This window comes from Methylobacterium sp. J-092 (assembly GCF_022829325.1).
Lineage (GTDB): Bacteria > Pseudomonadota > Alphaproteobacteria > Rhizobiales > Beijerinckiaceae > Methylobacterium.
This window is the reverse complement of sequence record NZ_JAKSXU010000069.1, coordinates 51,791-76,752: the sequence shown is the minus strand read 5'-3', so window position 1 is coordinate 76,752 and position 24,962 is coordinate 51,791. Positions and strand designations below refer to the sequence as shown.

The window sequence follows — 24,962 nt, the reverse complement described above, 5'->3', positions numbered from 1 at the left end:
CCTCGGTCGGCCTCAGCCTCACGGCGATCACCGGCAACTCCGGTGCATCCTCGAATGGGCAGGGCAACTTCCTGATCGCCAACGACGTCAAGACAACGCCCACCAGCCTGACGAACCCGTCCGCGACCCTGCGCCCGACGGCCTCGACCTTCGGCTCGAACCTGTCGGTGGTGCAAAACCGTCAGGACTTCACCAAGACCCTCCAGAACGTGCTGGACACCGGCGCCTCCAGGCTCACCGATGCCGACCTCAACGAGGAGGCCGCGAACTCCCAGGCGCTGTCGACCCGCCAGTCGCTCGGCATCTCGGCCCTCTCGCTGGCCAACACCGCGCAGCAGGGCATCCTCCAGCTCCTGCGGTAGGCTGCGCCCACGCGCGTTCGGAGCGAGGTCGGGGCATCGCCCCGGCCTTTTTTCATGCGTGAGGCCCGGCGGCGATCGGGGGCGAGGCCGGAACGGTTCGTTAACCATCGCAACGCGACAGTCGCGCGGGGGAGGCATCATGGCCCGACGCACGAATCATCGCGACCTGCCGTTCGCGTCCCAGCGACGATCCTCGACCGCGAGGCTGCTGAAGGATGCCTCGCTCGAGCAGCGCGCCGGACGGCTCGCGGCGGCCGAGCGGCAGTATCGCCGGGTGCTGGATGCCGACCCGCAGAACGCCGAAGCCAACTACAAGCTCGGCATCATCGCGAGCCAGACCGATCGCGTCGCGCTGGCGGTGCCGCATTTCGCGGCCGCGTTGAAGGCGGGGCCGGACCAGCCGCATTACTGGCTCTCGCTCGCCACCGCCCTGCTCGGCGCCCGCCGGGTCGGCGACGCCCGCTCCGTGCTCGAGCGCTTCCGCGAGAAGCGCTTCGCCGATGCCGAGACCCAGGCGACGCTGACGGCGCTGATCGCCAACCTGTTCACCGAAGCGCACCAGCATTACGAGGACCGGCTGTTCAAGGACGCCGAGCCGCTGATCGACATGATCGTGATGCTCGACGAGGGCCACGTCGAAGCGCTCCACATGGCCGGCAGCATCGCCGCGCAGACGAACCGCCTGACCCTCGCCGTCGACCTCCTGCAGATCGCCGTCTCCCTCGACGACGACGCGCCGGTGATCAAGGCGAATCTCGGCACGGTCCTCGCGCGCCAGGGACGCTACCGCGAGGCGAATGCCTGCTTCGACCGATCGATCGAGATCGATCCGAACAACCCGAACAGCTTCAGCAACTTCGGGGTCGCCCTGCGCAAGCAGGGCCGCCTCCGCGACGCGATCGACCGCTTCGACGAGGCGCTTCGGCTTTGCCCCGACTTCGCGCAAGCCCACAGCAACCGCGGAAGCGCCCTGATGGACATGGGCCTGCTCGACGAGGCCATCGCCGCCTACGACGAGGCGCTGCGGATCGACCCGAGCCTATCCTTCGTCCAAAGCAACCGCCTGTTCACCAAGCTGTACTCCGCCGACTATACCGCTGAGGAACGCTTCGCCGACGCCCAGGCCTTCGGCCTTCGGTTCGCCGATCCGCTGCTGCGCCGCCGCCCGTTCGCGAACGATCGCGATCCCGAGCGCCGCCTGCGGGTCGGTTTCGTCTCGGGCGATTTCCGCGAGCATGCGGTCAACTACTTCTTCGAGCCTGCGCTGCACCGGTTCGATACGACGCAGATCGAGACCTTCGCCTTCTCCAACACGGTGAACGAGGACGCGGCGACGGAGCGCCTCAAGGCGAGCTTCGCCCACTGGCACTGCCTGTGCGGCCTCACCGACGACGAGGCGGCAGACCTGATCGAGGCGGAGGCGATCGACATCCTCGTCGACCTGTCCGGCCACACGGCCGAGAACCGCATCCTCGTCTTCGCCCGCAAGCCCGCCCCGATCCAGGTCGGCTGGATCGGCTATCCCGGAACGACCGGCATGTCGGCGATCGATTATCGCTTCACCGATCTCCACGCCGAACCCCCCGGCGTCGGCGACGACCTCAGCGTCGAGGCGCTTTGGCGCCTCCCGCGCGCCGGCGCGTGCTACCAGGCCCCCGCGGCCTCGCTGCCGCTGGCCGATCATCCGCCCTCGGAAGACAACGGCTACGTCACCTTCGGCTGTTTCAACCGCTTCACCAAGGTCAGCGACGCCGCGCTCGAAGCCTGGGGCCGCATCCTCCACCGGGTCCCGGGCTCGAAGCTGCTCCTCGAGATCGCCGACGTGGACGAGCCGGCGACCGCGCGCCACGTCGCGGCGCGGCTCGAGCGCCTCGGCGTCCCGCTCGACCGCACGATCCTGAAGGCGCGTTCGCCGAGCAACCGCTACGTCCTCTACAACCAGATCGACATCGCCCTCGACCCGTTTCCCTACAATGGCGGCACGTCGAGCCTCGATACGCTCTGGATGGGCGTGCCGTTCATCGCCCTGGAAGGGAGCCACTTCGTGGCCCGGATGGGCCATTCGATCCTGACGAATGCGGGTCTTCTGGAACTCAGCGCTCCGACCGTCGACGCGTATGTGGATCTTGCCAGCCGTTTGGCCGAGGATGCGGGGTGGTTGCGGTCCATCCGCCACGATCTTCGCGGCCGCTTCGCAGCGAGTCCGCACATGGATCATGGTCTTCTGGCGGACGACGTCGTCGCGGCTTGGCGCATGATGTGGCGGCGCTGGGTCGCTTCAACGCCTGCCCCCGCCGATCCGATCGGCAACCTAGAGTCTTAATTCGGCGTGACGTAGAGGACCGTGTCGAAGCCGTGGTGGCCATGCTGCCGCAGGCGGAACCGTGGGCGATGGTAGAGGTTGGCGACGATTTGCGGGATGTCCCATAGGTCCGAGGGACGATGGTAGACGCTGACGGCGATCGTCGGCCGCCGCGCCAGAAGCTCTTCCATGCCCTGCAGGGCGTCGCGTTCCGCCCCCTCGATATCGAGCTTCACGTAGACGTCGCCGGTGCAACTGACGGCGTCGTCCAATCTGACCACTTGGATATCCGTCCTAGAGGTGCTTGCCGCAACGAAGTCCTGCGGGCCCAAGACTCGCGACGCTTCGCCGTCGCCGTCGGTGAATTGAACGGTCTCGTTCGCATTGGAAAGCCCCGCCTTGATCAAGGTGTAGCGGCCGAGCGTTGCGCGATGCCTTCGGGCGGTCTCGACGAGTGCTGCCATGTTCCGCTCGTCCGGTTCGAAAGCGATCCAGTCGGATACGGAGACGTCGTGCGCGAGCAGCGTCTCCAGCGTGTCTCCCGTATAGGCTCCGCCATCGACGAAGGTGATGGGTCGATCGAAGATGGGTAGGAAGTCGGGAACGTATGCGTCCGATGCGCAGAGTTCGGGATGGCGCCGTGGGTCGGTCGAAAGCCGATAGTCGAGCAGGGCGAGCAAGAGAGCCTGGCTCTCGGCGTCGCCCAGCCGATCGTGGAGCGCTTCGATATCGTCGAGCCGATCGAGCGTCGCAGCGGGTGGTGCGAGCCAATAGTTGTCGAGCGAGAATCCGGGTATCGTATACAGATCTGTCGGGAAGAGGACTTGGGTGAAACCGCGCGCAATGGCCCATTCTGCTAGGGAGCGCGACGGCACGTAATGGTTCATCAACCCATGCACGTAGGCCGATCCTTCGATCTCGGCATCGCCGAGATCGTCGGGATGGCGGCACGGTAGACCGTCGACGGTCGATCGCTCGTGCCCGGTCCGGTCGACGAAGCCCAGGACCGGTACGTCGAGCCGCACGAGTTCGCGCGCGATCCGCCTGCCGAAGCCGCCGGCGCCGTAGATGTGACAGCCCCGCCCGACACCCGCGAAATCCTGGTCGGGGACGGCGAGGCGCCGGCGAAGGTCGGCAAACACGGTTCCGCTCATGACGGCCTATCCTGTTCGGCGTGCGGCATCGGCGGTTCGGCGGATCGCCTGGTCGAGGGGGGTCCAGACGTCCAGGCCGAGGTCGCGCCGGGCCTTGTCGATCGACGGGACGTAGCGGTTGCGGTCGGCGCCGGCGCTGGGGAGGCCTCGGATCGCGACGCCTCGGCTCGACGGAATTTCTGCGGCGACCGCGGCCGCCAGGTCGGCGATGCTGATCGGCTGGTCCGAGCCGACGTTGTAGGCCGTGCCGGGCATGCCGCGCACGAGGAGCGTCGTCAGCCAGCCCGCCAGATCCGCCGCGTAGAGGTAGGAGCGGACCGGCTGCCCATCGCCCGAGACGACGATCGTCCGCCCATCCAGGGCGTCGCGGATGAAGTTGCCGATGGCGAAATGCCCGTCGAGCGGCAATCCCGGCCCGACGAAGGCGAAGGCCCGCGCGATCACGGCGGCCGTCGCCGTCCGGGCGGAGACGATCGCGCACATCTGCTCGGCGAGCCGCTTGGCCTGCCCGTAGGCCGAGCGTGGATCGAGCGGATCGCAGGCGCCGGGATGATCGTCCGGAATCGCCGCGAGGTCCGGCGGTTGGCGGCCGTAGACTGCGCCGGAGCTGACGTAGAGGAAGCGGCCCACCTCCGCAGCGGTCGCGAAGTCGAGGACGCGCCGCGTGCCCTCGGTGATCGACGCGATCAACGTCATCGGATCGCGATCCGCCGCCGCGCTCGTGTCCGTCGCCGCGTGGATCACATGGGTGAAACGTCCGGCCGGAAAGGCGAAGGATCGCACGTCGCCGGCGATCAGCCGGACGCAGTCGCGTTGCGCGAGATCGGGCGAGGCGCGAAGGAACCCGCCGGGATCGCGCGAGAGGACGGTGACCGTGAGATCGATCGGCAACGTGGTTCGCGCGCGCGCCAGCAGCGCGAGCAACCCTCGCCCGAAGAAGCCGGTCCCGCCGGTGAGGAAGATCGAGGCACGATCGAGTTCGGCGAGCGCCGGGGCCACGCGGGCGATCACCGCATCGAGATCGCCCGAGGCGATGCCGCCGAAGTCGTCGCTCACGCGGGTGCGCGCCGGACGATCAGGTGCTCGGGCACGGTCTCCGAGGCCGGATCGAGGGGAACGATCATGTTGGCGCGGAACTCGTCGCGCGGCAGCAGCGGCGACATGTCCTCCAGCGGCATCGAGCGCATCGATCCGTCGGCCTGGGGCAGGGCCGCCGATTTCGGGAACAGCGCCTCGGTCTCGATCACGCGCACGTCGACGAGGAGCGGCCCCGGGTGATCGAGCGCGCGCCGGATGCCGTCGCGCAGGTCGGCGACGTCCGAGATCGCGAACGCGTCCCAGCCGAAGGTCTTGGCCAGCGCGACGAGATCGGGGATGTCGAGCTTGGACTGCGGCCCGCTGCCGACGTAGCGGCCCTCGAAGTAGTTGCGCTGCGTCGTGCGGATCGAGGCGTAGCCGTTGTTGTTGAACACGAACATCCGAACCGGCATCCCGAGGCTGGCAATCGTCTGCAGTTCCTGCACGTTCATCATCAGCGAGCCGTCGCTCTCGATCCCGACGAAGGGCCGGCGGTCGGACGCCATGTAGGCGCCGATCATCGCCGGCAGGCCGTAGCCCATCGCGCCGAGACCCGAGGTCAGGAACACCCGCTGGCCCGGCTTGTTCTGGAAGCCGGTGTGGAAGAACTCGACCGCCAGGCCGGAGCTTCCGGTGACGATCAGGCCGTCCTCCGGCAGTTCCTCGGACAGCATCTGGGTCAGGTGGAAATGGCCGATCGGCCCTTCTGTCGGGAAGGGCGCGCCGTCGTTGATCGGATAGCGCCGCTTCCAGTCGGCGCAGCGCGCGAGCCAGCCGGACCGGTCGACCGGCGCGGCCTCGCGCGCCCGCGGCAGGAGCCGTCCGATGAAGTCGCGCGCGTCGGCCTCGATCCTCAAGGAGAAGCCGGTATTCTCCGAGAACTTGGCCAGCTCGGCGGCATCGACGTCGACGACGACCTTCTGCGCGTGGCGGCCGAACTTGGCCGGGTTGTGCGCGGTGACGACGTTGTCGAGGCGCGCGCCGATCGCGATCACGAGGTCGGCGTTCTGGACCGCGAAGTTCGGCGCGCGCAGCGCCACCGTGCCGGGCTTGCCGACGCTCAGGGGATGGGCCGCCGGGATCAGGTCGGCGGCGTTCCACGTCGTCACCACCGGGATCTGCAACGTCTCGTAGAGCTCGCGGAACGCGCCCGCCGCCTCCGCCAGGCGGATGCCGTGCCCCGCCAGGATGATCGGCCGCTCCGCCCGCGCCACCATGCCCATCACGGCATCCAGCTGCGCCTCAGTCGGGCCGGTGCTCGCGTCGGGCGACGGCGGCGCGAAGCCGGCGAGCGCGGCGACGTCGATCGTCGCGTTCTGCACGTCCAGCGGAATGTCGAGCCAGACCGGCCCGCGCCGCCCCGTCGTCGCGCGGTGCACCGCCTCCTCGAGATGCCGGCGGATCGCCGCCGGCTCCATCACCGTTGCGGCGTATTTGGTGATCGGCCGCACGATCGAGACGATGTCGACCTCCTGCGGCCCCATCTGCCGGACGCCGCTCGCGCCGATGAGGTCGTCGCGCTTCACCTGTCCCGAGATGATCAGCAGCGGCACGGACTCGATCCAGGCGCCGGCGCATCCGGTGATGGCGTTCGTCGCCCCCGGGCCCGTCGTCACCAGGGCGCAGCCGAGGCGCCCGTTCACCCGCGCATAAGCTTCGGCCGCGATGGCCGAGGCCTGCTCGTGATGGTTCGGGACGTAGGTCAGGGCGGGGCAGGCGCCGACGGCGTCGACGAGGTACATCGCGCCGCCGCCGGGCACGAGGAAGACGCAGCCGACCCCTTGGGCGGCCACGAACTCCGCGACGTAATCGGCCAGGCGCCGGAGATGGGTGGTCATCGCGGGTGGGTCTCTCGATGGTGCGGCAGGCTCGGAGATCGGCCGGGGGCGTCGGTCAGGCGAGCCAGTAGCGCAGGAAGGTCTTGCGATCCGGGTTCTGCCCGATCGCCGGATCGGTGTAGAACGAGTCGTCGACCGCGTGGGTGGAGGAGATCTCCTCGAACACCGCCCCGGTCCGGCTCTCGAAGGCGTGCCGCGTGCCCGGCGTGATCGTCACCACCGAGCCCGGCCGGCAGACCTGATCCTCGCCGTCGAGCCGCAGGACGAGATCGCCGTGCAGCATGTGGAAGGTCTCCTCCTTGCGCGCGTGGTACTGCTCGGGATGCGACTGCCCCGGCAGGACGACGATGAGCTTCTTGCAATAGCCGCGGTTGACCACGGTCACCATCGTGATGCCGACCCGATCGAACTGGTCGAGACCGTAATGGTGCGAGATCTCGAGCTCGGCCTCGCCCGGCACCACCCCGCGGCTCTCGCTGAGCAGGGCCTTCACACGCTCGACGATCGACAGGATCCGTGCCCGGACCTCCTCCCGCCGCGTGGCGGCGGACGTGACCGGGGCCGCGGCGGGGATGTCGTCGGTCGCGGTGTAGTGCGTGTACTTCGACCAGTCGTTGGCGGTGACCTGGCCCGGCTGCGCGGGGATCGCGAAGAACACGTCCTCGGCCTTGAGCCGCTGTCCCTTGGCGATCGGTCGCTTAGCGAACACGCCCCGGCGCAGGTCGCGCAGGGCGTCGCGTTCCTCCCGCGACGGCTCGACCCGCTCTCCCGTCACCCCGGCGCAGGCATAGGCCTTCCGGGCCGAATCCAGCCAGGCCCGCGCCTGGGCGGGCGATGCGGAGTAGGCGTTGAGCGCGTAGGTTTCGGTCGGGACGCCGACATGCTTCTCGAACAGCGTAGCGCCCTTCGCGATCGCCATCGCAACGGGCAGCGTCTCGTTCGGGTCCTCGTGCGTCGAGTATCCGATGCGCAGGTGGGGATAGCGCGCGCGCAGGAGATCGATCTGGTTGAGCTGCAGGTCGCTTGCGGGCGTCGGATACTGCGCGACGCAAGTCATCAGCGCGAAATCGCGCTCGCGGTGGCGCATGAAGGACACGATGTTGTCGATGTCGAGCAGCTCGATCCCGGCGGTCGAGCCGACGACGGGCAGATCGGTCCGCCCGATCGCCTCGATCAGCGGCCAGTCGGTGAACGAGCAGCTCGCGATCTTCAGGATCTCGAAGCCGTCCGCGACGATGCGATCGACGGAGGCCTCGTCGAAGGGCGTGCACATGGCGATCAGCCCGTGCTCCTTGATCCGCGCGACCAGGCGGCGCGTCTGCGCGCGGTCCAGGCGGGTTTCGGAGAACCGCTTGATGTACTTGATGTCGGTCCGGCCCTTGAAATCCGGGTGGATGAAGGTGTCGAGCTCGCGGAACTGGAGCTTGATCGCGAAGGCGAAATCGTAGCCGCGGGCCAGGGCTGCGAATTCGTCGATGATGCGAAGCCCATGCTCGACGTCGCCCATGTGGTTGTTGGCGAGCTCGAAGATGAACAGGCGCTCCGGGATCAGAGAGGCGACAGGCGACGTCCGCGACAGTGACATGGGGTTGGTCTCGTTCAGCAGGGCGCTTCGGTGTGTCGTTCGCTGCGCCGGCACGTCCGCGACGCTCGAGCGGACGCCGCGGACGCGCCGGTGCTCGCCTCCGGGGCGTCGTCCGGCGCGGGTCTGGCGATCACCGCGAATCTTCCCGGCGATCATAGGGGTGGTCGGGTGGGTGTCTCAAGCGGGCGACGCGAGCGGGCGACGATCGAGAAGACATGGCTGCCCTTGCCGCCGGCCGAGACCGGATGGGAGATCCGCGTCAGCGTCTCGAGGCCGGCCTGCTCCATCATCGCGTCGATCGCTTCCTCCGTGAAGAAGTTGACGTGCTCGTGCCAGTGCCGCTTCGCCGCCGCCCGATCCCCGGAGGCGGGAACGAGGCGGACGATGTCCTCGTGCGGGACCTCGAGGTACAAGATCGTCTTCGGATTCATCGCGGCCGCGATCTCGCGAAGCTGCTCGCGCGGAAAGGGCACGTGTTCGAGCACGTTGCTCGAGACGACGAGGTCGTAGGGTCCGGTCCGAGCCTGATCGAGGGTCACCCGCTCGGCGCCGGAAACGACCGGTTTGTCGGAGATGTCGTAGACGTGGTGGAGCGAGGCTCGGTCCTTGAACGGCGTGTTCACGCCGGTATCGCCGCCCCAATCCAACACGCGCGGCGCCGCCGCGACGTGATCGGCGAGGATCGCCTCGATCGCCGGGATGTAGGCGCTGCCGCCGAGCAGGATGTCGTTGCGGGCGCCGTATCCCGGCTCGAAGCGCTCGCGCTGGGCACGATAGGCGGGGCCGCGATAGTCGGCATAGAGCGCGGCCATCTCCGCGTCGTCGAAGCGCATGTCGAGGAAGAGGAGGCCGCAGCCCTCGCAGGCCAGCGTGTTGCAGACGCTGTAGGCGCGGCCGAGCGTCAAATCGCGCATCGCCCAGTCCGGCGTGATCTCGACGCTGTCCCAGCCGAAGATCCGATGGGCGAGGAACGGCATCAGCACCGCCGGGACGCGGCGCAGCGCCGTCCCATCGCAGCAAACGCAGCTTTTCGCGATCTTCATGCCGGCATCCCCGTGTAGCGCACGACCTGGCTCGACAGGAGCCGGCGCAGCGGCGCGCCGGTCAGGTCCGAGCGATACAGCGCGACGCTCGCCGCCAGGCCCTGCTCCAGGCTCCAGCGCGGATGCCAGCCGAGGATGCGATGGGCCCGCGTCGAATCCAGGCGCAGCAAGCCGGCTTCGTGGAGCTGCCCCGGCACACCGGCTTCGTGCCAGCGCGCGTCGGCCGCCCACAGCCTGGCGACCGCATCGGCGACGTGGCGGACCGACACCTCGCCTCCCGCCGTCGGGCCGAAGTTCCAGCCCTGGCCGAGCAGGTCCGGCGCGTCGTGGGCGCGCTCGCACAGCACCAGGTAGCCGCAGAGCGGTTCCAGCACGTGCTGCCACGGACGGACCGCATCCGGGTTCCGGATCGCCACAGACCGCGCATCGCGGAAGCCCCGCACCAGATCCGGGATCAACCGGTCCGGCGCCCAGTCGCCGCCGCCGAAAACGTTGCCGGCGCGCGCGGTCAGGGTGCGCAGGCCGGCCCCGGGTCCGTACGACCGGGCGTAGGCGGAGGCGACGTGCTCGGCGCAGGCCTTGCTCGCGCTGTAGGGATCGTGGCCGCCGAGCGCTTCGTTCTCGCGGTAGCCCCAGGGCCATTCGCGGTTCTCGTAGCACTTGTCGCTGGTGACCACGAGGACGAGGCAGCCGTTCCCGCGCCGGCGGGCCGATTCGAGCACGTGGACCGTGCCCATGACGTTGGTCGCGTAGGTCTCGACCGGATCCGCGTAGGAGCGCCGCACCAGGGATTGCGCGGCGAGATGGAGGACGATCTCCGGGTCCGCCTCGGCCATCACGGCCTGGACCGCCGCGAGGTCGCGCACGTCGCCCCTGCGGTCGAGGAGGCCGTCGCCGAGCCCGGCGTCTCGAAACAGGCTCCGGCCTTCGAGGCGATCGCGCGAGAAGCCCGTCACGACGGCGCCGAGAGCGCCGAGCCAGTGCGCGAGCCATGCGCCCTTGAAGCCGGTATGGCCGGTCAGCAGCACGCGGCGCCCGCGCCAGAAGGCGGGGCTCGGCAGGGCGCCGGCGATCACCACCGCTTCCACGGCGCGGTGCCGTCGGCCCAGAGCCCGTCGAGATGGATCTTGTCGCGCAGCATGTCCATCGGATGCCAGAAGCCGTGGTGCCGGAACGCGGCGAGTTCGCCCTGCGCCGCAAGCGCCTCCATCGGTTCCTGCTCCCACATCACGTTGTCGCCCTCGACGAGGTCGAGGACCTGCGGCGACAGCACGAAGAAGCCGCCGTTGATGAAGTCGTTCGTCTCGGCCGGCTTCTCCTGGAACACCGCCACGCGCTCGCCGTCGAGCGCCATGGCCCCGAAGCGTGCCGCCGGCGACACGGCCGTCACCGTCGCGCGCTTCCCGTGCGCGCGATGGAAGGCGAGCAGCGCGTCGAGATCGACGTCCGACAGCCCGTCGCCGTAGGTCATGCAGAAGTCCTCGTCGCCGACGTAGTTGCGCACGCGGCGCAGGCGGCCGCCGGTCATCGTCGATTCGCCGGTCTCGACCAGCGTAATCTGCCAGGGCTCGGCGACGCTGTTGTGGATGACGGTCGAATTGTTCTTCAGGTTGATCGTCACGTCGGAGGTGTGCAGGAAATAGTTCGAGAAGAACTCCTTGATCATGTACCCCTTATACCCGAGGCAGATCACGAATTCCGTCAGCCCGAAGGACGAGTAGTACTTCATGATGTGCCAAAGGATCGGCTTGTTGCCGAGCTCGACCATCGGCTTGGGCCGGATCATGGTCTCCTCGCCGAGCCGTGTGCCGCGGCCGCCGGCCAAAATGACGACCTTCATGAGTGCCGTGCTCCCACCCTGCCCGCACCGGTTCGACGGTACCCCGTAGTGTCAGGGCGTTTCCATTCCGTTAACCATACCGGACGATAGCTCGCGCGCGGCTCTCGCGCGATGCAGGGGCCTCGAACAGCCGCCCGTGCGACAGGAATGGGGAATGTCGGTGCATGGCGGACGGTGACGGGACGGAAGCGCCCACTCTCGACGCCACGGCCAGCGCGGACCGGATCCGCGACGAGATCCTGCGCCTCGTCGATCTCTACGCGTCGAAGGCCCATGCACCGCGCCCGTTCGAGGCCGGCGCATCGCCGGTTCCGGTCTCGGGCCGCGTCTACGGCGCCCCGGAGATGCGGCTGCTCGTCGATTCCGCGCTCGAATTCTGGCTGACCACCGGCCGCTTCAACGCGGCGTTCGAGGGGCGCCTCGCGCGCTTCATCGGCGCCCGCTACTGCCTGACCTGCAATTCCGGGTCCTCGGCCAACCTCCTCGCGGTGACCGCGCTGACCTCGCATCTGCTCGGCGACCGGCGGCTCGTGCCGGGCGACGAGGTGATCACCTGCGCCACCGGCTTTCCGACCACCGTCAACCCGATCCTGCAGAACGGCCTCGTCCCGGTCTTCCTCGACGTCGAGATCCCGACCTACAATCTCGATGTCCGCGCGCTCGAGGCTGCGCTCTCGCCGCGGACGCGGGCGATCGTCGTCGCCCATACGCTCGGCAACCCGTTCGACCTCGGCGCCGTCACGGCCTTCGCCAAGGCGCACGACCTGTTCCTCGTCGAGGATTGCTGCGACGCGCTCGGGGCCACCTATGACGGCCGCATGGTCGGCACCTTCGGCGATGTCGGCACGCTCAGCTTCTATCCGGCCCACCACATCACCATGGGGGAGGGCGGGGCGGTCTTCGCCGGGTCGAGCCGGCTCAAGCGCGCGTTGGAATCCCTGCGCGACTGGGGCCGGGATTGCTACTGCGCGCCGGGCCAGGACGACACCTGCAAGAAGCGCTTCGACTGGAAGCTCGGCGACCTGCCGCACGGCTACGATCACAAATACACGTACTCGCATCTCGGCTACAATCTGAAGATCACCGACATGCAGGCCGCGGTCGGGGTCGCCCAGCTCGACCGGCTCGACGGCTTCATCGCGCTGCGCAAGCGCAACTACGCGCTGCTGAGGGACGGCCTGCGCCGGTTCGAGGACCGATTGATCCTCCCCGAGGCGACGCCGCTGAGCGAGCCGTCCTGGTTCGGCTTCCCCCTGACGCTGCGCGAGAGCGGCCGGCGCAACGACCTCTTGAAGCACCTCAACCGTCACCGGATCGGCACGCGGCTGCTGTTCGGCGGCAACCTCACTCGCCAGCCCTACATGCTGGAGCGGCGCTTCAGGACGGTCGGAGACCTCTCGGCGAGCGATCGGGTGATGCACGACACCTTCTGGATCGGCGTCTATCCCGGGATCTCGCCGGACGCGATCGCCTACATGGTCGACAGCATCGGCGCGTTCTTCGCCGGCTGAGCGCGCGCACCGGCCGCGCGGCGTCGGCGTCACCAGTACAGCTGGAACCGCCCGATGAAGACGTCGGCGTCGACGGCGCGGCCGCCCTGGAGCGCCGACGGCGCGGTCCGCGAGCGGACGTAGTCGGCCATGATCCGCACATTGCGGTCCGGGTACCAGTTCACCCCGACGCTGACGTCGCGCTCGATCCCGCCGCGGACCGTGCCATCGTCGAGGTCGATCGCGCTGACCCGGGCGGCGACCTCGAACACGCCGATCCCGCCACGGCTCACCCGCGCGTCCTCGCCGACCTTGACGCCCTCGAAGATCGCGTAGGTCGTGCCGTATTTCGGCGTCACGGCGTAGGCGCGGCCGGCGCCGTTGAGCACGTAGCTCGCCTCGACGTAGCCGCCCTGGAACGCGACCGATCGCGCCCCGTCGAAGCGCGACACCTCGGTGCGGATGTACTCGGCCTGGATCAGCAGCGGTCCGGTGCGGTAGGCCGCCTCGAGCCCGATCCGGCCGATGCTCGCCGCATCGCGGATGTCGCCGGTGTTCACGAACGGGCGGGCGAACAGGAAGGCCTCGGAGCGGCTCGACAGGGCGAGCGGAGTCTCGTCCCGCGGCAGGCTGCGATAGCTCCCGGCGATGCCGAGATGCAGCACCGCGTCGTCGGTGTGGATGGGCGCGAAGGTGGCGCGGGTGGTCGAGGCCACGCCCTCGCTGCGGATGCCGGTGTTGGCGTTGCCGCCGAAGACGCTGGTGACGACGCTCCAGTCCGCCCCGCTCCGGCCGATCGCGAAGCCGAAGTTGCGGGCCGGCGCGAACGCGTCGGCGAGCGAGCGTTCGGTGAAGACGGTGTTGTTGTCGCTGATCAGCTGATCGAGGCTGAACGGCTCCTTCATGTTGCCGACCGTGAGGATCATATCCGGGATGCCTTTCCAGGCGATCGCCGCATCGTTGATCGGCCGCATCGGGTCGGCGAAATCGTACTGGAACGCGATCTCGATGGATTTGCCGTGCGTCAGGTAGCTCTCGATCCACGAGCGCCGGACGCCGACGTTGTCGGAGAACGGCTCGGCAAACCCCGGCTGGCGGATGCCGGCCGCCCCGAAATCGAGCTGCAGCTTGCCGCCGATCCGAAGCTGGGCCGCGTCGTCCGGGAAGCGCAGCGTGATGCCCTTGTCGTCGATCGTCAGCGTCTCGCCGTAGGGTCCGGCCAGCGGCGCGGCCGCGACGCCACCGGCGGCGACAGCCGCACCACCGGCCAGCATGGCGGCTAGGCATCGCCGCGCGATCGACCGCTTCGCCATCATCGTCTCCGAGAGCTCTCCGCCCGTGCCCGGGACGACCGATAGCCCGGGATCGCTGACGGTAGCGCGACAGGGCGGCGCCGACGGCACGCGATTCACAGCATCGGCAGGGTTCGCGGCCGCGGCCCGCGCGGAAACTGCGCCTCGATCATCGCGATCTCGGCCGCGTTGAGATGAAGCTTCGCCGCGCCCGCATTCTCGATCGCCCGCGATGCGCGGCCGGTCTTCGGGATGGTGAAGGTGTTCTCGATCCGCGTCAGGAACGCCAAGGCCACGGCGTAGGGCGTCGTCCCGTGCGCCGCGGCGATGCCGGCGAGCACGCGGCCGCCGGCGCTCGACGGGTTCGGGAAGTCGCCGCTGCCGAAGGGCGAGTAGCCGACGAGCGCGACCCCGTTCGCGGCGCACCACGGCAGCACCGCGTGCTCGATCGCCCGCTCGCCGAGATGGTACAGCACCTGGTTGCAGGCGATGCGGTAGGGGCCGGCGATGCGCAGCGCCCGGTCGAGGTCGTCGACGTCGAAGTTGCTCAGGCCCCAGGCCAGGATCTTGCCCGCCTGCCGCAGGTCCTCGAACCCGGCGATGGTCTCCTCCAGCGGGTGGCTGCCGGGCCAGTGCAGCAGGTAGGCGTCGAGCCGGTCTGTCCCGAGCCGCCGCAGCGACTGCTCGCAGGCCCGCGCCACCCCGCGCCGCGTCGCGTTGCCCGGAACCACCTTGGAGACGAGGAAGACCTCCTCGCGCACGCCGCGGATCGCCTCGCCGACGATGGCCTCGCCGTCGCCGTACATCTCGGCCGTGTCGATGTGGGTCATGCCGGCATCGATGCCCGCCCGCAGGGCGGCGACCGCGCCGTCGCGGGCCGTGGCATCGATGTGCCACGTGCCCTGCCCGATGATCGGGACGTTGAGGCCGGTCGAGCCGAAGGGTCTGGCGTGCATCGCGTGGATCCTGTCTCGCTGGGGCGCGCGGTGCGCCCCGAAGGTCCGATGTCGGCGGCGCGGCCACCCGATCGGCGAACGGATGGCGCCCGCGCCTTAATCGCGCCATCATGGGACGTTGAGCAATGGCTCGGCACGGGGGCCGGACCTAGACTTTGGACGATGTCCCGTTTCCGAAACGGGGCGCCGTCCCGCGGGCTACGTCCCTCTCCGGTTCGAGAACGCTTCAGGATCGGTTTCGTGCACGCTGCCTGTCCGCCTCCCGTCCCGCTCCCCGCCCAGGCGGATCGCTGAATGCTGCCGCAGCATCGCTGGTTCTGGGCCCTGATCGTCGTCGCATCGGGCGGGGCCGGCCTTCTCTACAACCTCCTGTTCGTCGGTGGCACCTCGCTCGCCGCCGGCCTGATCTACGGCCTCGCCGTCGGCGTGACGGTGCTGTCGTTCGATCGCGGGCTGATTCTCTCCGGGCTTCAGACGCGCCTGCGCCGCCTCCCGGCGATGCTGTACGTGCCCTCGGCCGAGCTGCTCTACGTGCTGATGATCGCGCTCGGCTGCGCGCTCGGCGGCCTCGTGGTCTGGTCGCTCGGGCTCACCGCCGACAGCCTGTCGGCGGCGGTTCGGATCACGCCGCGGGTGCTGGCCTACTCGCTCGCGGTCTCGGCGCTGCTGGTCTTCGTCGTGCGGATGCGCGACCTGATCGGCGGCGAGGTGTTCGTGAACTTCCTCGTCGGACGCTACCACAAGCCGGTGCGGGAGGAGCGCATCTTCCTGTTCCTCGACGTGGTCGGCTCCACCGCCTTCGCCGAGACCCACGGCGACCTCCGGGCGCAGGAATATCTCGGCGCGATCTTCGCGACGCTGGCCGAGCCGGTGCGGCGCAACGCCGGCTCCACGGACGATTACATCGGCGACCTCGCCATGATCACCTGGCCGATGGCGCGCGGCCTCAAGGATGCGCGCTGCGTCGCCTGCGTGTTCGACGTGCTCGACCGGATCGAGGCGGATGCGCCGGCGTGGACCGCGCGCTTCGGCACGGTGCCGCGGCTGCGCGCGGCCCTGCACGGCGGATCGGTGGTCACGGCGGAAGTCGGCGTCGACCGGCACAAAATCGCCTATTTCGGAGACGCGGTGAACGTCACCTCGCGGATCGAGGCGCTGTGCCGGCCGCTCGGCGTGAACATCCTCATCTCGCAGGACCTGCTCACCCGCCTCGGCGGGTTGCCGCCCGGGATCGCGGCGCGGTCCCTCGGAGCCCACGCCCTGCGCGGGCGCGGCCAGCCGCTCTCGGTGGCGACCTTGGAGCGGCCGGCCCCCGAGGTGCCCCAGCCGATCGAGGCAGAGCGGCCGGCGCTTCGGGTCGCGCGATGAGCGGACGCTGGCTCACCGCCCTGCGCATGCTGCTGCGCTACGGCCTGCCGCTCGCCGGCATCGTCGTGGTCGGCCGGGCGATCGTGCTGTCGATCGGCGGCGAGATCTCGAAGGCGCAGTTCGCCCTTGGCGTGCTCCTGATGGTCGCGGGATTCTCGGCGCGCCTGGTGCCGAAGGCCCGTCGGCCGAGAGCGACGGCGGAGCGGCGCGCCGCCGCGAGGCGGCCGTCATGACCGGCTCGACGGCGATCTACGTCGACGCCGACGCCTGCCCGGTGAAGGACGAGACCTATCGCGTCGCCGCCCGCTACGGGCTGCACGTCTACGTCGTCGCCAACAGCTTCCTGAACGTGCCGCGCGAGCCCTGGATCGAGCGCGTGGTGGTCGGCGACGCGATGGATGCCGCCGACGACTGGATCGCCGAACGCGCCGGGCCGGGCAGCATCGTCGTCACGGCCGACGTGCCGCTGGCCAGCCGCTGCGTGAAGGCGGGCGCGACGGTGATCGGGCCGAACGGCAAGCCGTTCTCGGACGCGTCGATCGGCATGGCGCTGGCGACGCGCAACCTGATGCAGGACCTGCGCGAGGCCGGCGCCATCACCGGCGGGCCGCGCCCGTTCTCGGCGCGCGACCGGTCCGAGTTCCTCGGCGCCCTCGACCGTGCGGTGAACCGCATCCGGCGCGGCTCGACCTGACGGCGTAGCGCGTCAGCCAGCGACGAGCGCCTTAAGCGCGTCGTTGAGGCGGTCCTGCCAGCCCGGGCCGTCCTTCTGGAAATGCGCGAGCACGGCGCTGTCGAGGCGGAGCGTCACCGATTCCCGAGCGCCCGGGGCGGCCTGCGGCTGACGCGGGGCCGGCGGTGCGGCCGCCGGGGCGGGCTTGGCGGTGGTGGCCGCCTTGAAGGCGGCCTCGGCCGCCTGACGCGGATCGGTGATGCGGCGCGTGCGGTCGAAGGCCATGAACGCGCCTCAGGCCTTCTTGGCGGCTTTGGCCGCATTCTTCTTCGCGGCCGCCTTCTCCGCCACGGCCTTGTCGGCCGCCTTGTCTGCGGCCTTCTCCGCAGCCTTGGCCTTCGCGGCGGCCGCCTTCGTCAGCGGCTTCACCTCGGCGGCCTTGGCCTGCGCGTCGGCGGCCTCCTTGGCGAGCCGCAGCGCCCGCAGGCGGACCGTGCGCTCGTCGACGGCCTTGATCGAGGCGATGTGCTCCGCCATGGCCTGGGCGCCCTCGCGCTGCATGCGCTCGGCCCGTTCCGCGCGCTCGGCCCGCTCCTCGGCCTTGTGCTTGGCTTCCTCTTCCGGCGTCCGGACTTCGTCCTCGGCGTCCGCGCCCGTATCGATCTCGTCGCTCATCATATTCCTTTCGTCCCGTCCGGGTCCCGTCACGACAAGGGCGCTCCACGCTCCGCAGGAGCGCGCCGTTGCGTCGGGATGGGCAGGCTCGGCGCAACCCGAGGACAGGTGGGCGGCCGGTTCGCATCGTCTCCGCCGATCCACCGCGAACCCGTCGCGGCGTGCGGAACGAGTGATTGTGTAGCACGCCGGAGGCCCCGATGGCGAATGCCGCGTCCTGGTCGAAGGCAAGTCACGGCGACTTTTCCCGTGCAGCCGTAGCCTAACCTTCGACGAACGAACGTATGACCGCCGGTGGCACCTTCCGCCGGCGGCTCGGACGTCGGTTCAGCGCACGCGATAATTGAGCGGGATCGTCACCGACAGGCTCGACTGGGTCACGCCGGCGGGCGCCGCCGGCAGGCTCCCGCGCACGGCGCCGAGCGCCGCGCTGTCGATCTGGCTGACGCCGCTGCTGCGCGCCAGGCCGGCGCTCGTCACCTGGCCGGACCGCAGCACTGTGAAGCGCACCATCGCCGTGCCGCCGGCCGTGCCGCTCGCGGCACCGGGGTTCATCCGGCCATGGATCGCCGAGCTGATCGCCCCGGTCCATTGCCGCATGGCGCTCGGATCGCTCCCGGCCGAGGCCCGGCCCGACGCGTTCTCGCGTGAGGACGATGCGGAACTCCGGCTCTCCGCGCCCGCGCGGGCCTGGGCCTGCTTCGCCTTGGCCTCGCGAGCGGCCTTGGCCTTCGCCTCGCGGACCGCCTCCTTGCGCTCCTCGATGGCCTCGCGGCGGGCCTCCTCGAGCTCTTCCCGGCGCTTCTGCGCCCGGAGCTTCGCCTCGCGCTCGGCCTTGAGCTTGGCGAGGTCGACCTTCGGCTTTTGCGGCTCGGCCGGCTTCTCGGGCTCCGGCGCCTGCGCGACCACCGGCGGCGGGGGCGCCAGCGGCTCGGCCTGCTCGGCCTGGGAGGTGATGATCTGGCTCTCGGGCTCGACCGCGACGGCGTCGGGCGGGACCTCCGCGACGGACGCGGGCGGCGGCGGCGCGACCACGGCCTCGTCGGGCTTCGCCTCGGCCACCTCCGGCGGCGGCTTGGTCGGCTCCGCCTCGGCCGGATCCTCGACCGGCTTGGTTTCCGGCGGAGCGGCTTCGCTCGCCTGGGTCTCGCTCGGCGCCTGCGTGTCCGCGTCGGTCATCAGCGGGGCGAGGTCGATCGAGATCTGCTGCTCGCCGGGGGGAGCCGGCGGGGTCAGCTTGAACAGGGCGAGGCCGGCCAGCGCGCCGAGATGCAGCACGAGCGCGACGAGGAAGGCGGGCACGAGCCCGGACGTGCGGGATTCGGGAGCCCCGGTGTCGGCGATGACGGACATGGCTTACCGAGCCGCCCCGTTGGCCGCCCCACCTGAGGGCGCCGCCGGAGACGCGCCGGGCGCGGCACCGCCGGGCGACTGGGCGATCAGCGAGACCTTGGTGAAGCCCGCCTGCCCGACGAGGCCCATCACTTCCATGATCTTGCCGTAGGGCACGTCCTTGTCGCCGCGGACCAGCATCACCTGGTCCTTGTTCTCGGCCGCCATGGCGCGGAGGCGCGGCATCAGCGTCTCGTTCGTGAAGATCTCCTTGGCGATCGACGGCTTGCCGTCCTTGTCGATCGTCACCTCGACCGGCTTCTGCGACTGCGCGACCTTGGCGGCCGAGGTCTTCGGCAGCTGCACCGGCACGCCCGTCGTCATCAGCGGCGCCGCGACCATGAAGATGATCAGCAGCACCAGCATGACGTCGACCATCGGCGTCACGTTGATCTCCGACATCGGTGCGGTGTCGAGATCGTCATCGTCGGAACCGCTCGCGCGGATCGAACCCATCGCCATGCGGCGTCCTCCGGGATCGGCGGCCCGGCCCTCGAGGGCGGCCGCTGCGGGAATGGAAGGCCCGGCCGCCCTTCGCGGGGCCGGGCTCGCGCATCGTGAGATCGCCGGGGGGCGCTACTCGGCGGCGGCGCGGTGCTGGACGCCGCGGTCGCGGGCGAGACGGTTGCCGAGCACGCCGATGCCGGAGACGAAGGTGCTCTGGATCCGCCCGACGTCGTTGGCGAGCTTGTTGTAGGCCATCACCGCCGGGATCGCGACGACGAGGCCGATCGCGGTGGCGAACAGCGCCTCGGCGATGCCCGGCGCCACCACCGCGAGCGAGGTGTCCTGGCTGCGGGCGATCGACGAGAACGAGTTCATGATGCCCCAGACCGTGCCGAACAGGCCGACGAACGGCGCCGTCGAGCCGGAGGTCGCCAGGAGCGCGAGGCCGTTCTGCAGGCGCTTGACCTCCAGCGTCAGCGCGGCGCGCATGGCCCGCTCGATGCGGTCGCGCCGCTCGGCGCGGGTCTCCGAGGCGTCCTGGTCGCGCCAGGCGTCGAGGGCCGCCTTCACCACGTGGCCGGCGATGCCCTTCATCCCGGTCTCGAGGTTGCCGCCCGAGCGCACCAGCGCATCGAACGCCTTGGCCTGCCGCCGGGCGGCTGCGAGCCGGACGATCTTCTCGAACACCACGGTCCAGCAGGCGAGGGAGGCGACCACCAGCAGGATCATCACCCCCTTCACGATCGGGTCGGCCTGCAGGAACAGGCCCACGAACGAGAAGTCGTGACCGGCATCGATCGGGGCGGAAGTCGGATCCATTGCGGGTTCCCTCGGGTGTCATTCGGATGCGGCAACGGCCGCGGGCCGCCCGGCGGCGCGGGGCCGTCGGGCGGGTCGGTTCTCACGAGGTCTCGCCGGCGGGCCCGCCGGCGAGGTCGGCTCAGCGATCGAACGGGACGTTCGCCTTGGTCTCGGTCTCGGTGCGCTCCAGGCAGGATTCGCGGGTGGCGTCCCCGCCCTCGCAGGCGAGCACGTCGCTGAGCAGCACGCGGCTCAGCTTCGGGCACGCGATCCCGGGGAAGTTGAAGATCTTGACGGTGGTCTTGCGGGCGGGGATCGGGCCGAGCTCGGCGGCGACCCGCTTCTGCGCGATCCCGTCGGTGTCGAAGGCGAACAGGTCGAGCTTGTAGGATTTCAGGGCCGTCCCACGGCTGTTGTCGACGATGATGGTCGCGCGGCACGAATCGTCGGCGGGCTCGAGCCGGTTGAGCTGGAGCTTGATCGGCGCGGCCTTGTCGGCGGAACCGGCGTCCTGCGCCGTTGCCGACACGACGAGCGAGGCCGCCAGCACGAGCGACAGCCCGGCGCTGGCCGCCGTATCGAGCGCGAGGCGCCCGATCCGGCGCCGGTAGAGCGGGACGCCTCGCCCGAGCATTTGTTCAGCCATCGACTCGCTTTCCATCCTCCGCCCCGCGGCGGTCTCCCGGCGCCCTGCGCCGCATCGATCTCGTTCGCCCCGGAAGGATCCGGTCGGGTCCGGCTCCGTCCGGTCAGTGCAGGGCCGCACCGTCCGGCCGGCGCTTCGATGCCCCGAGACGCCCCGCGGCCTCGTCGATCGGCCCGACCGCCGCACGCAGCGCGGCGACGAGGCGCGGCGCTTCGGGCCGGCCGGTGATCGCGGCCGCGCCGCGCTCGACCTCGCCCCAGAGCCTGCGCCGGCCGCGCCCGATCAGGCCGACCAGCGCGCATTCGTGCCCGGTCAGCCGGCAGCAGGTCGCCGGCATGAACGGCCCGTCATCGGCGCGCTCGGTGCGCAGCGCGCGGACGACCCCGACGATCCCGGAGACGAAGCGGCCGCCGGCCTCGGCGCCGAGAAGCGTCTCCGCACCGTCGAACGCCGCATCCCAGCACGCGATGTCCCGCGTCATGTAGCCCGCGGCCACGAACCGGGCGACCGAGAGCGCCAGCACCTCCGCGTCGTCGTTGCAGACCTCCGCCACCCGCGGCATCGGCGCATGCTTCGACAGGATCGGTGCGGACATTCGGCCTCCGGAAAGTGCCTGCCGCACCGCCTCGTCACGCTGAAACGGACCGCACTGTGCCTGCGGGGCGGAAGTATCCGAGGTGGAGGGGAAGGATCAAGGGCACGGCCGAAAATCAGAGCCGTTCCAAACTGTTACGAATACATCCCTGTTCTCGGCCGTCGTCTGTTGCCGAAAGATCCCGCCGTCCGTTGCCGCTTCTGCCCGTGCGTCCCGCCTTCGACGCGGCGCGGCGTCCCTTGATGGGCCGGGTCGCCTCGTCCATATCTTGGCGTGCCGGGCCACTGGGCCGGAAGGGGCGCTGCCGCCAGCGGGCCCCGCGACGAGGCGCCCACCGGCATTCGGGCACGGGGCCTCCACAGGGGTGTTGCCGCCGATGACCCGTCCATCTCCGTTCGGACACCCGTTCCTGCTCGGGTTCGACGAGATCGAGCAGGCCCTCGACCGGGTCTCCAAGGCCGCCAACGACGGCTACCCGCCCTACAACATCGAGCGTCTGGCCCGCACCGACCGGGAGCCGGACCGCCTGCGGATCACCCTGGCGGTGGCCGGCTTCACGCGCGACCAGCTCGACGTGATGCTGGAGGAGAACCAGCTGATCGTCCGCGGCCGTCAGGTCGACGACATGGAGCGGCTGTTCCTCCACCGTGGCATCGCGGCGCGGCAGTTCCAGCGCGCGTTCCTGCTGGCCGACGGGATGGAGGTGCTCGGCGCCGACCTGTCGAACGGGCTGCTCTCGATCGATCTGGCGCGGCCCGAGCCCGAGCGGGTGGTGCGCCGCATCGCCATCCTCGAGCGCGATTGATCCGCGGGAAAAGCACCCCACATCAGGATCAGGCCCACGATCGCCGGATCGGTTCGATCAAGACGGGATCGTTTTCGGGCCGATTGCTCTGCCTCGAAAGGAGGGCACGACATGACCGACCTCAACACCTCCCCGCTGACGGCCGCCGACCTCGATCCGGCCGAATTCAACGCTGCCGACCTCGCGGCCCTGGGCGAAGGGCACATCGCCTACGTCCGCTCGATCCGCTCCGACGAGGTGATGCGGCTGTTCCCGCAGGCGCCGCAGCTGACGCCCGGCCTCGACCTGTTCGCGCTCTTGTCGGCCAGCGGCGCGCCGATCCTGCTCGCGGACTCGCGCGAGGTGATCCTCGCCAACGCCGCCGAGCACGACCTCTTCCCGGTCAGCCTGCACTAGCCGGTCTCGCCATCTCCGCCACCGCCGAGAGCAGCCGCGCGATATCCTGCGGCCGCGACAGGCGGTGGTCGCCGTCCGCGATCAGCGTGAGGACCGTGCCCGCCGCCGGCAGCCGGTCCAGGATGCGGAAGGCGTGGGCGTGCGGCACGTCCGGATCGTTCATACCCTGGAGGATGTGGACCGGGCAGCGCAGGTCGAGGGCGCTGGTCAGCAGGCGGTTGCGCCGGCCATCCTCGATCAGCGCCATGGTGATCGCGTCGGGCTCGGGCGCGTAGGCGCTCTGGCGCAGCCAGACGCCGTCCTGCTCCAGCGTGCGGCGCACCTCGGGCGGGAACCGATCCCACATCAGGTCCTCGGTGAAGTCGAGAGCCGGCGCGATCAGCACGAGGCCGGTCGGCGCCGGCGCCCCGCGCGCGGCGAGGTTTCGCGCCGCGAGGCAGGCGATCCATCCGCCCATCGAGGATCCGATCAGCACCGGCGCTTCCGGCGCGTGCGCGGCGAGCACGCCCTCGGCGTCGGCGAGCCAAGTCGACATCGTGCAGGCCGAGAACTCGCCCTCGGATTCGCCGTGGCCGGAATAATCGAACCGCACGAAGCGCCGCCCCTCGGCAGCGGCCCAGGCGTCGACCGCCATCGCCTTGGTGGCGCCCATGTCCGAGCGGAAGCCTCCGAGCCAGACGATCGCCGGACCCGCCCCGTCGCGCACGCGCACGGCGATTCGGCGTTGGTCCGCTCCTTCGCCGACGTCGACGTGCTCCAACGTCGTCCCGTCCCGCATCCCGCTCTCCCGATTCGCCCGGCCCGCGCGTTCCCGACCTGAACGCCGCGTCTTCAGCCGCCGTTTACCAGACCGTAAAGCGTACCCGTGATCCTATGACAATGAACGCTTCCCTGCGGCCGCGGCCCGCCTGCGCCCTCTCGCCGCGCAGCCGCCGATGAACGGCGATTCCCGTCCGTCGGTCGGCTTTCCCGGCGACGCGTCGCCGCTGGCCGGTGCCTGCGTCCTCCAGATCATTCCCGACCTCGACGCCGGCGGTGCCGAGCGCACCACCGTCGACATCGCGGCCGGCCTCGCGGCGGCGGGTGCGCGTGCGCTGGTCGCGACGGAAGGCGGGCGCCTCGTCGGCGAGCTTCAGGCCAAGGGCGGCATCTGCCTGCCGTTCCCGGCGGCGTCGAAGAACCCCGTTCATATGGCCCTCAACGTCGGCCGCCTAGCGCGCCTGTGCCGGCGCGAGGGCGTGCAGATCATCCATGCGCGGTCCCGCGCCCCGGCCTGGGTCGCGCTCGGCGCCGCGCGACGGCTGAAGCTGCCCTTCGTTACGACCTATCACGGCAGCTATTCCGGTCGTACCGGCGTGAAGGTGCTGTACAACTCGGTGATGGCGCGCGGCGACGTGGTGATCGCCAACTCGCACTACACCGCCGACCTGATCCGTCGCCTGCATGCCGAGCAGGCGGGCGACCGGGTTCAGGTGATCCACCGCGGAACCGACCTCTCCGCCTTCACTCCCGTCGCGGTCGGCGCCGCGCGGGTCGAGGCGTTGCGCCGCGTTTGGGGCGTCGCCCCGCACGAGCGCGTCGTCCTGCTGGCGGCCCGCCTCACCGCGTGGAAGGGCCAGCGCATCCTGATCGAGGCGGCGGCGCTGATGCGCGCGCAGGGCGTCGCCGACTTCGCCATCGTGCTCGCGGGCGACCCCCAGGGCAGGGTCGCCTACGAGCGCGAGCTCGACGCGCTGGTCGTGGCGCGCGGGCTCGAGGGCGTCGTCCGCCGCGTCGGGCATTGCACCGACATGCCGGCGGCCTTCCGGGCCGCCTCGGTCGTCGCTGTGCCCTCCGTCGAGCCGGAGGCGTTCGGCCGTTCCGCCGTCGAGGCCCAGGCGCTCGGCACGCCGGTGGTGGTGTCCGATCTCGGCGCGGTCCCCGAAACCGTTTTGAGCCCGCCCGAAGTGTCGGCCGGCCAGCGCACCGGCTGGCGCGTTCCCGCCGGCGATGCGGCGGCGCTCGCGGCGGCACTGGCGGAGGCGCTGTTGCTCGGCGCCAGCGCGCGCGACGCGCTGGCCCGCCGCGAGCGCGCCCATGTGGAGGCGAACTTCTCCCTGGAGCGCATGGTCGGCGACACGCTGGCGATCTACGCCAAGCTGCTCGGCCGGTCGGAGCCCGCCTGACCCCGCGTCGCGATGGGGGCTTGTTCTTTTGGTCTGCAGGCTTCACATCGGGGAAAAGGT

Annotated in this window: 26 protein-coding genes; 9 read left to right on the top strand and 17 right to left on the bottom strand. The window is 70.3% G+C overall.

Features of this window, described 5'->3' with window-relative positions:
- Together MKK60_RS07340 and MKK60_RS07335 are read left to right on the top strand one after the other, a co-directional pair.
- The coding region (locus MKK60_RS07340) for a flagellin (RefSeq protein ID WP_279604010.1) at window positions 1-362 on the top strand (362 nt) is incomplete at its 5' end.
- A 139-nt stretch (window positions 363-501) separates the two neighbouring features.
- Window positions 502-2,685: a tetratricopeptide repeat protein gene (locus tag MKK60_RS07335; protein WP_243984744.1), complete on the top strand. Its 2,184-nt coding sequence runs from the start codon at window positions 502-504 to the stop codon at window positions 2,683-2,685.
- Here the strand turns inward: MKK60_RS07335 and MKK60_RS07330 are convergent.
- From MKK60_RS07330 to rfbF, 7 genes are all read right to left on the bottom strand, one after another.
- The gene (locus MKK60_RS07330; RefSeq protein WP_243984741.1) at window positions 2,682-3,818 is read right to left on the bottom strand and encodes an FkbM family methyltransferase; all 1,137 of its coding nucleotides are present in this window, start codon (window positions 3,816-3,818) and stop codon (window positions 2,682-2,684) included. The two genes, MKK60_RS07335 and MKK60_RS07330, sit on opposite strands and share 4 nt — an antisense overlap.
- Before the next feature lie 6 nt (window positions 3,819-3,824).
- Window positions 3,825-4,874 carry an NAD-dependent epimerase/dehydratase family protein gene (locus MKK60_RS07325; protein WP_243984739.1) on the bottom strand — a complete coding sequence of 350 codons (1,050 nt, stop codon included), beginning with the start codon at window positions 4,872-4,874 and terminating at the stop codon, window positions 3,825-3,827.
- Window positions 4,871-6,733 (bottom strand): thiamine pyrophosphate-binding protein, encoded by a 1,863-nt coding sequence (locus MKK60_RS07320; RefSeq protein WP_243984736.1) that lies wholly within the window; start codon window positions 6,731-6,733, stop codon window positions 4,871-4,873. The genes MKK60_RS07325 and MKK60_RS07320 overlap by 4 nt, the downstream gene beginning before the upstream one ends.
- Before the next feature lie 55 nt (window positions 6,734-6,788).
- On the bottom strand, window positions 6,789-8,318 hold the full coding sequence (locus MKK60_RS07315) for an N-acetylneuraminate synthase family protein (protein ID WP_243984734.1): 1,530 nt from the start codon (window positions 8,316-8,318) through the stop codon (window positions 6,789-6,791).
- A 152-nt stretch (window positions 8,319-8,470) separates the two neighbouring features.
- Window positions 8,471-9,361 (bottom strand): class I SAM-dependent methyltransferase, encoded by an 891-nt coding sequence (locus MKK60_RS07310; RefSeq protein WP_243984732.1) that lies wholly within the window; start codon window positions 9,359-9,361, stop codon window positions 8,471-8,473.
- Window positions 9,358-10,449 (bottom strand): CDP-glucose 4,6-dehydratase, encoded by a 1,092-nt coding sequence (gene rfbG, locus MKK60_RS07305; protein ID WP_243984730.1) that lies wholly within the window; start codon window positions 10,447-10,449, stop codon window positions 9,358-9,360. The genes MKK60_RS07310 and rfbG overlap by 4 nt, the downstream gene beginning before the upstream one ends.
- Complete coding sequence (gene rfbF / locus MKK60_RS07300; protein ID WP_243984728.1) at window positions 10,434-11,201, bottom strand: glucose-1-phosphate cytidylyltransferase; 768 nt, start codon at window positions 11,199-11,201, stop codon at window positions 10,434-10,436. Before rfbF ends, rfbG begins: the two co-directional genes overlap by 16 nt.
- A gap of 164 nt (window positions 11,202-11,365) precedes the next feature.
- Between rfbF and rfbH the strand changes: the two genes are divergently transcribed.
- On the top strand, window positions 11,366-12,712 hold the full coding sequence (gene rfbH, locus MKK60_RS07295) for a lipopolysaccharide biosynthesis protein RfbH (protein WP_243984725.1): 1,347 nt from the start codon (window positions 11,366-11,368) through the stop codon (window positions 12,710-12,712).
- Window positions 12,713-12,741: 29 nt separating this feature from the next.
- On the opposite strand, the gene MKK60_RS07290 is transcribed toward rfbH, so the two are convergent.
- A complete protein-coding gene (locus MKK60_RS07290; RefSeq protein WP_243984723.1) occupies window positions 12,742-13,965 on the bottom strand; it encodes an OprO/OprP family phosphate-selective porin in 1,224 nt (407 codons plus the stop codon).
- Window positions 13,966-14,099: 134 nt separating this feature from the next.
- Entirely contained in the window at window positions 14,100-14,939 is an 840-nt protein-coding gene (locus MKK60_RS07285; protein WP_243984721.1) for an aldo/keto reductase, read from the bottom strand.
- Window positions 14,940-15,233: 294 nt separating this feature from the next.
- Here MKK60_RS07285 and MKK60_RS07280 point away from each other — a divergent pair, with 294 nt between their 5' ends.
- From MKK60_RS07280 to MKK60_RS07270, 3 genes are read left to right on the top strand one after another with little or no spacing between them, the layout of a single operon-like run.
- Window positions 15,234-16,307, top strand: a complete 1,074-nt coding sequence (locus MKK60_RS07280; RefSeq protein WP_147729257.1) for an adenylate/guanylate cyclase domain-containing protein — start codon at window positions 15,234-15,236, stop codon at window positions 16,305-16,307.
- Complete coding sequence (locus MKK60_RS07275; RefSeq protein ID WP_243933859.1) at window positions 16,304-16,540, top strand: hypothetical protein; 237 nt, start codon at window positions 16,304-16,306, stop codon at window positions 16,538-16,540. Before MKK60_RS07280 ends, MKK60_RS07275 begins: the two co-directional genes overlap by 4 nt.
- Window positions 16,537-17,001 carry a YaiI/YqxD family protein gene (locus MKK60_RS07270; protein ID WP_147729255.1) on the top strand — a complete coding sequence of 155 codons (465 nt, stop codon included), beginning with the start codon at window positions 16,537-16,539 and terminating at the stop codon, window positions 16,999-17,001. The genes MKK60_RS07275 and MKK60_RS07270 overlap by 4 nt, the downstream gene beginning before the upstream one ends.
- A gap of 12 nt (window positions 17,002-17,013) precedes the next feature.
- Here the strand turns inward: MKK60_RS07270 and MKK60_RS07265 are convergent, their stop codons facing one another.
- From MKK60_RS07265 to MKK60_RS07235, 7 genes are all read right to left on the bottom strand, one after another.
- Window positions 17,014-17,265, bottom strand: a complete 252-nt coding sequence (locus MKK60_RS07265) for a BrnA antitoxin family protein (protein ID WP_147842350.1) — start codon at window positions 17,263-17,265, stop codon at window positions 17,014-17,016.
- 9 nt (window positions 17,266-17,274) lie between these two features.
- A complete protein-coding gene (locus MKK60_RS07260) occupies window positions 17,275-17,655 on the bottom strand; it encodes a hypothetical protein (RefSeq protein ID WP_147728998.1) in 381 nt (126 codons plus the stop codon).
- A gap of 327 nt (window positions 17,656-17,982) precedes the next feature.
- A complete protein-coding gene (locus MKK60_RS07255) occupies window positions 17,983-19,008 on the bottom strand; it encodes a TonB family protein (RefSeq protein ID WP_147842348.1) in 1,026 nt (341 codons plus the stop codon).
- 3 nt (window positions 19,009-19,011) lie between these two features.
- A complete protein-coding gene (gene tolR, locus MKK60_RS07250) occupies window positions 19,012-19,509 on the bottom strand; it encodes a protein TolR (protein ID WP_147842347.1) in 498 nt (165 codons plus the stop codon).
- Window positions 19,510-19,623: 114 nt separating this feature from the next.
- Window positions 19,624-20,313, bottom strand: a complete 690-nt coding sequence (locus MKK60_RS07245) for a MotA/TolQ/ExbB proton channel family protein (protein WP_147729001.1) — start codon at window positions 20,311-20,313, stop codon at window positions 19,624-19,626.
- Window positions 20,314-20,434: 121 nt separating this feature from the next.
- Window positions 20,435-20,929: a Tat pathway signal protein gene (locus MKK60_RS07240; RefSeq protein WP_409567374.1), complete on the bottom strand. Its 495-nt coding sequence runs from the start codon at window positions 20,927-20,929 to the stop codon at window positions 20,435-20,437.
- Between the two features lie 115 nt (window positions 20,930-21,044).
- The gene (locus MKK60_RS07235) at window positions 21,045-21,536 is read right to left on the bottom strand and encodes a hypothetical protein (protein WP_243984717.1); all 492 of its coding nucleotides are present in this window, start codon (window positions 21,534-21,536) and stop codon (window positions 21,045-21,047) included.
- Window positions 21,537-21,912: 376 nt separating this feature from the next.
- Here MKK60_RS07235 and MKK60_RS07230 point away from each other — a divergent pair, with 376 nt between their 5' ends.
- Both MKK60_RS07230 and MKK60_RS07225 read left to right on the top strand, forming a co-directional pair.
- Complete coding sequence (locus tag MKK60_RS07230; RefSeq protein ID WP_243984715.1) at window positions 21,913-22,341, top strand: Hsp20 family protein; 429 nt, start codon at window positions 21,913-21,915, stop codon at window positions 22,339-22,341.
- A gap of 111 nt (window positions 22,342-22,452) precedes the next feature.
- On the top strand, window positions 22,453-22,737 hold the full coding sequence (locus tag MKK60_RS07225) for a DUF1150 family protein (RefSeq protein ID WP_147729167.1): 285 nt from the start codon (window positions 22,453-22,455) through the stop codon (window positions 22,735-22,737).
- Here MKK60_RS07225 and MKK60_RS07220 read toward each other — a convergent pair.
- Window positions 22,724-23,515: an alpha/beta hydrolase gene (locus MKK60_RS07220; protein WP_243984713.1), complete on the bottom strand. Its 792-nt coding sequence runs from the start codon at window positions 23,513-23,515 to the stop codon at window positions 22,724-22,726. The genes MKK60_RS07225 and MKK60_RS07220 overlap by 14 nt on opposite strands.
- A 157-nt stretch (window positions 23,516-23,672) precedes the next feature.
- Between MKK60_RS07220 and MKK60_RS07215 the strand changes: the two genes are divergently transcribed.
- Window positions 23,673-24,902: a glycosyltransferase family 4 protein gene (locus MKK60_RS07215; RefSeq protein WP_243984711.1), complete on the top strand. Its 1,230-nt coding sequence runs from the start codon at window positions 23,673-23,675 to the stop codon at window positions 24,900-24,902.
- Window positions 24,903-24,962: the final 60 nt, after the last annotated feature.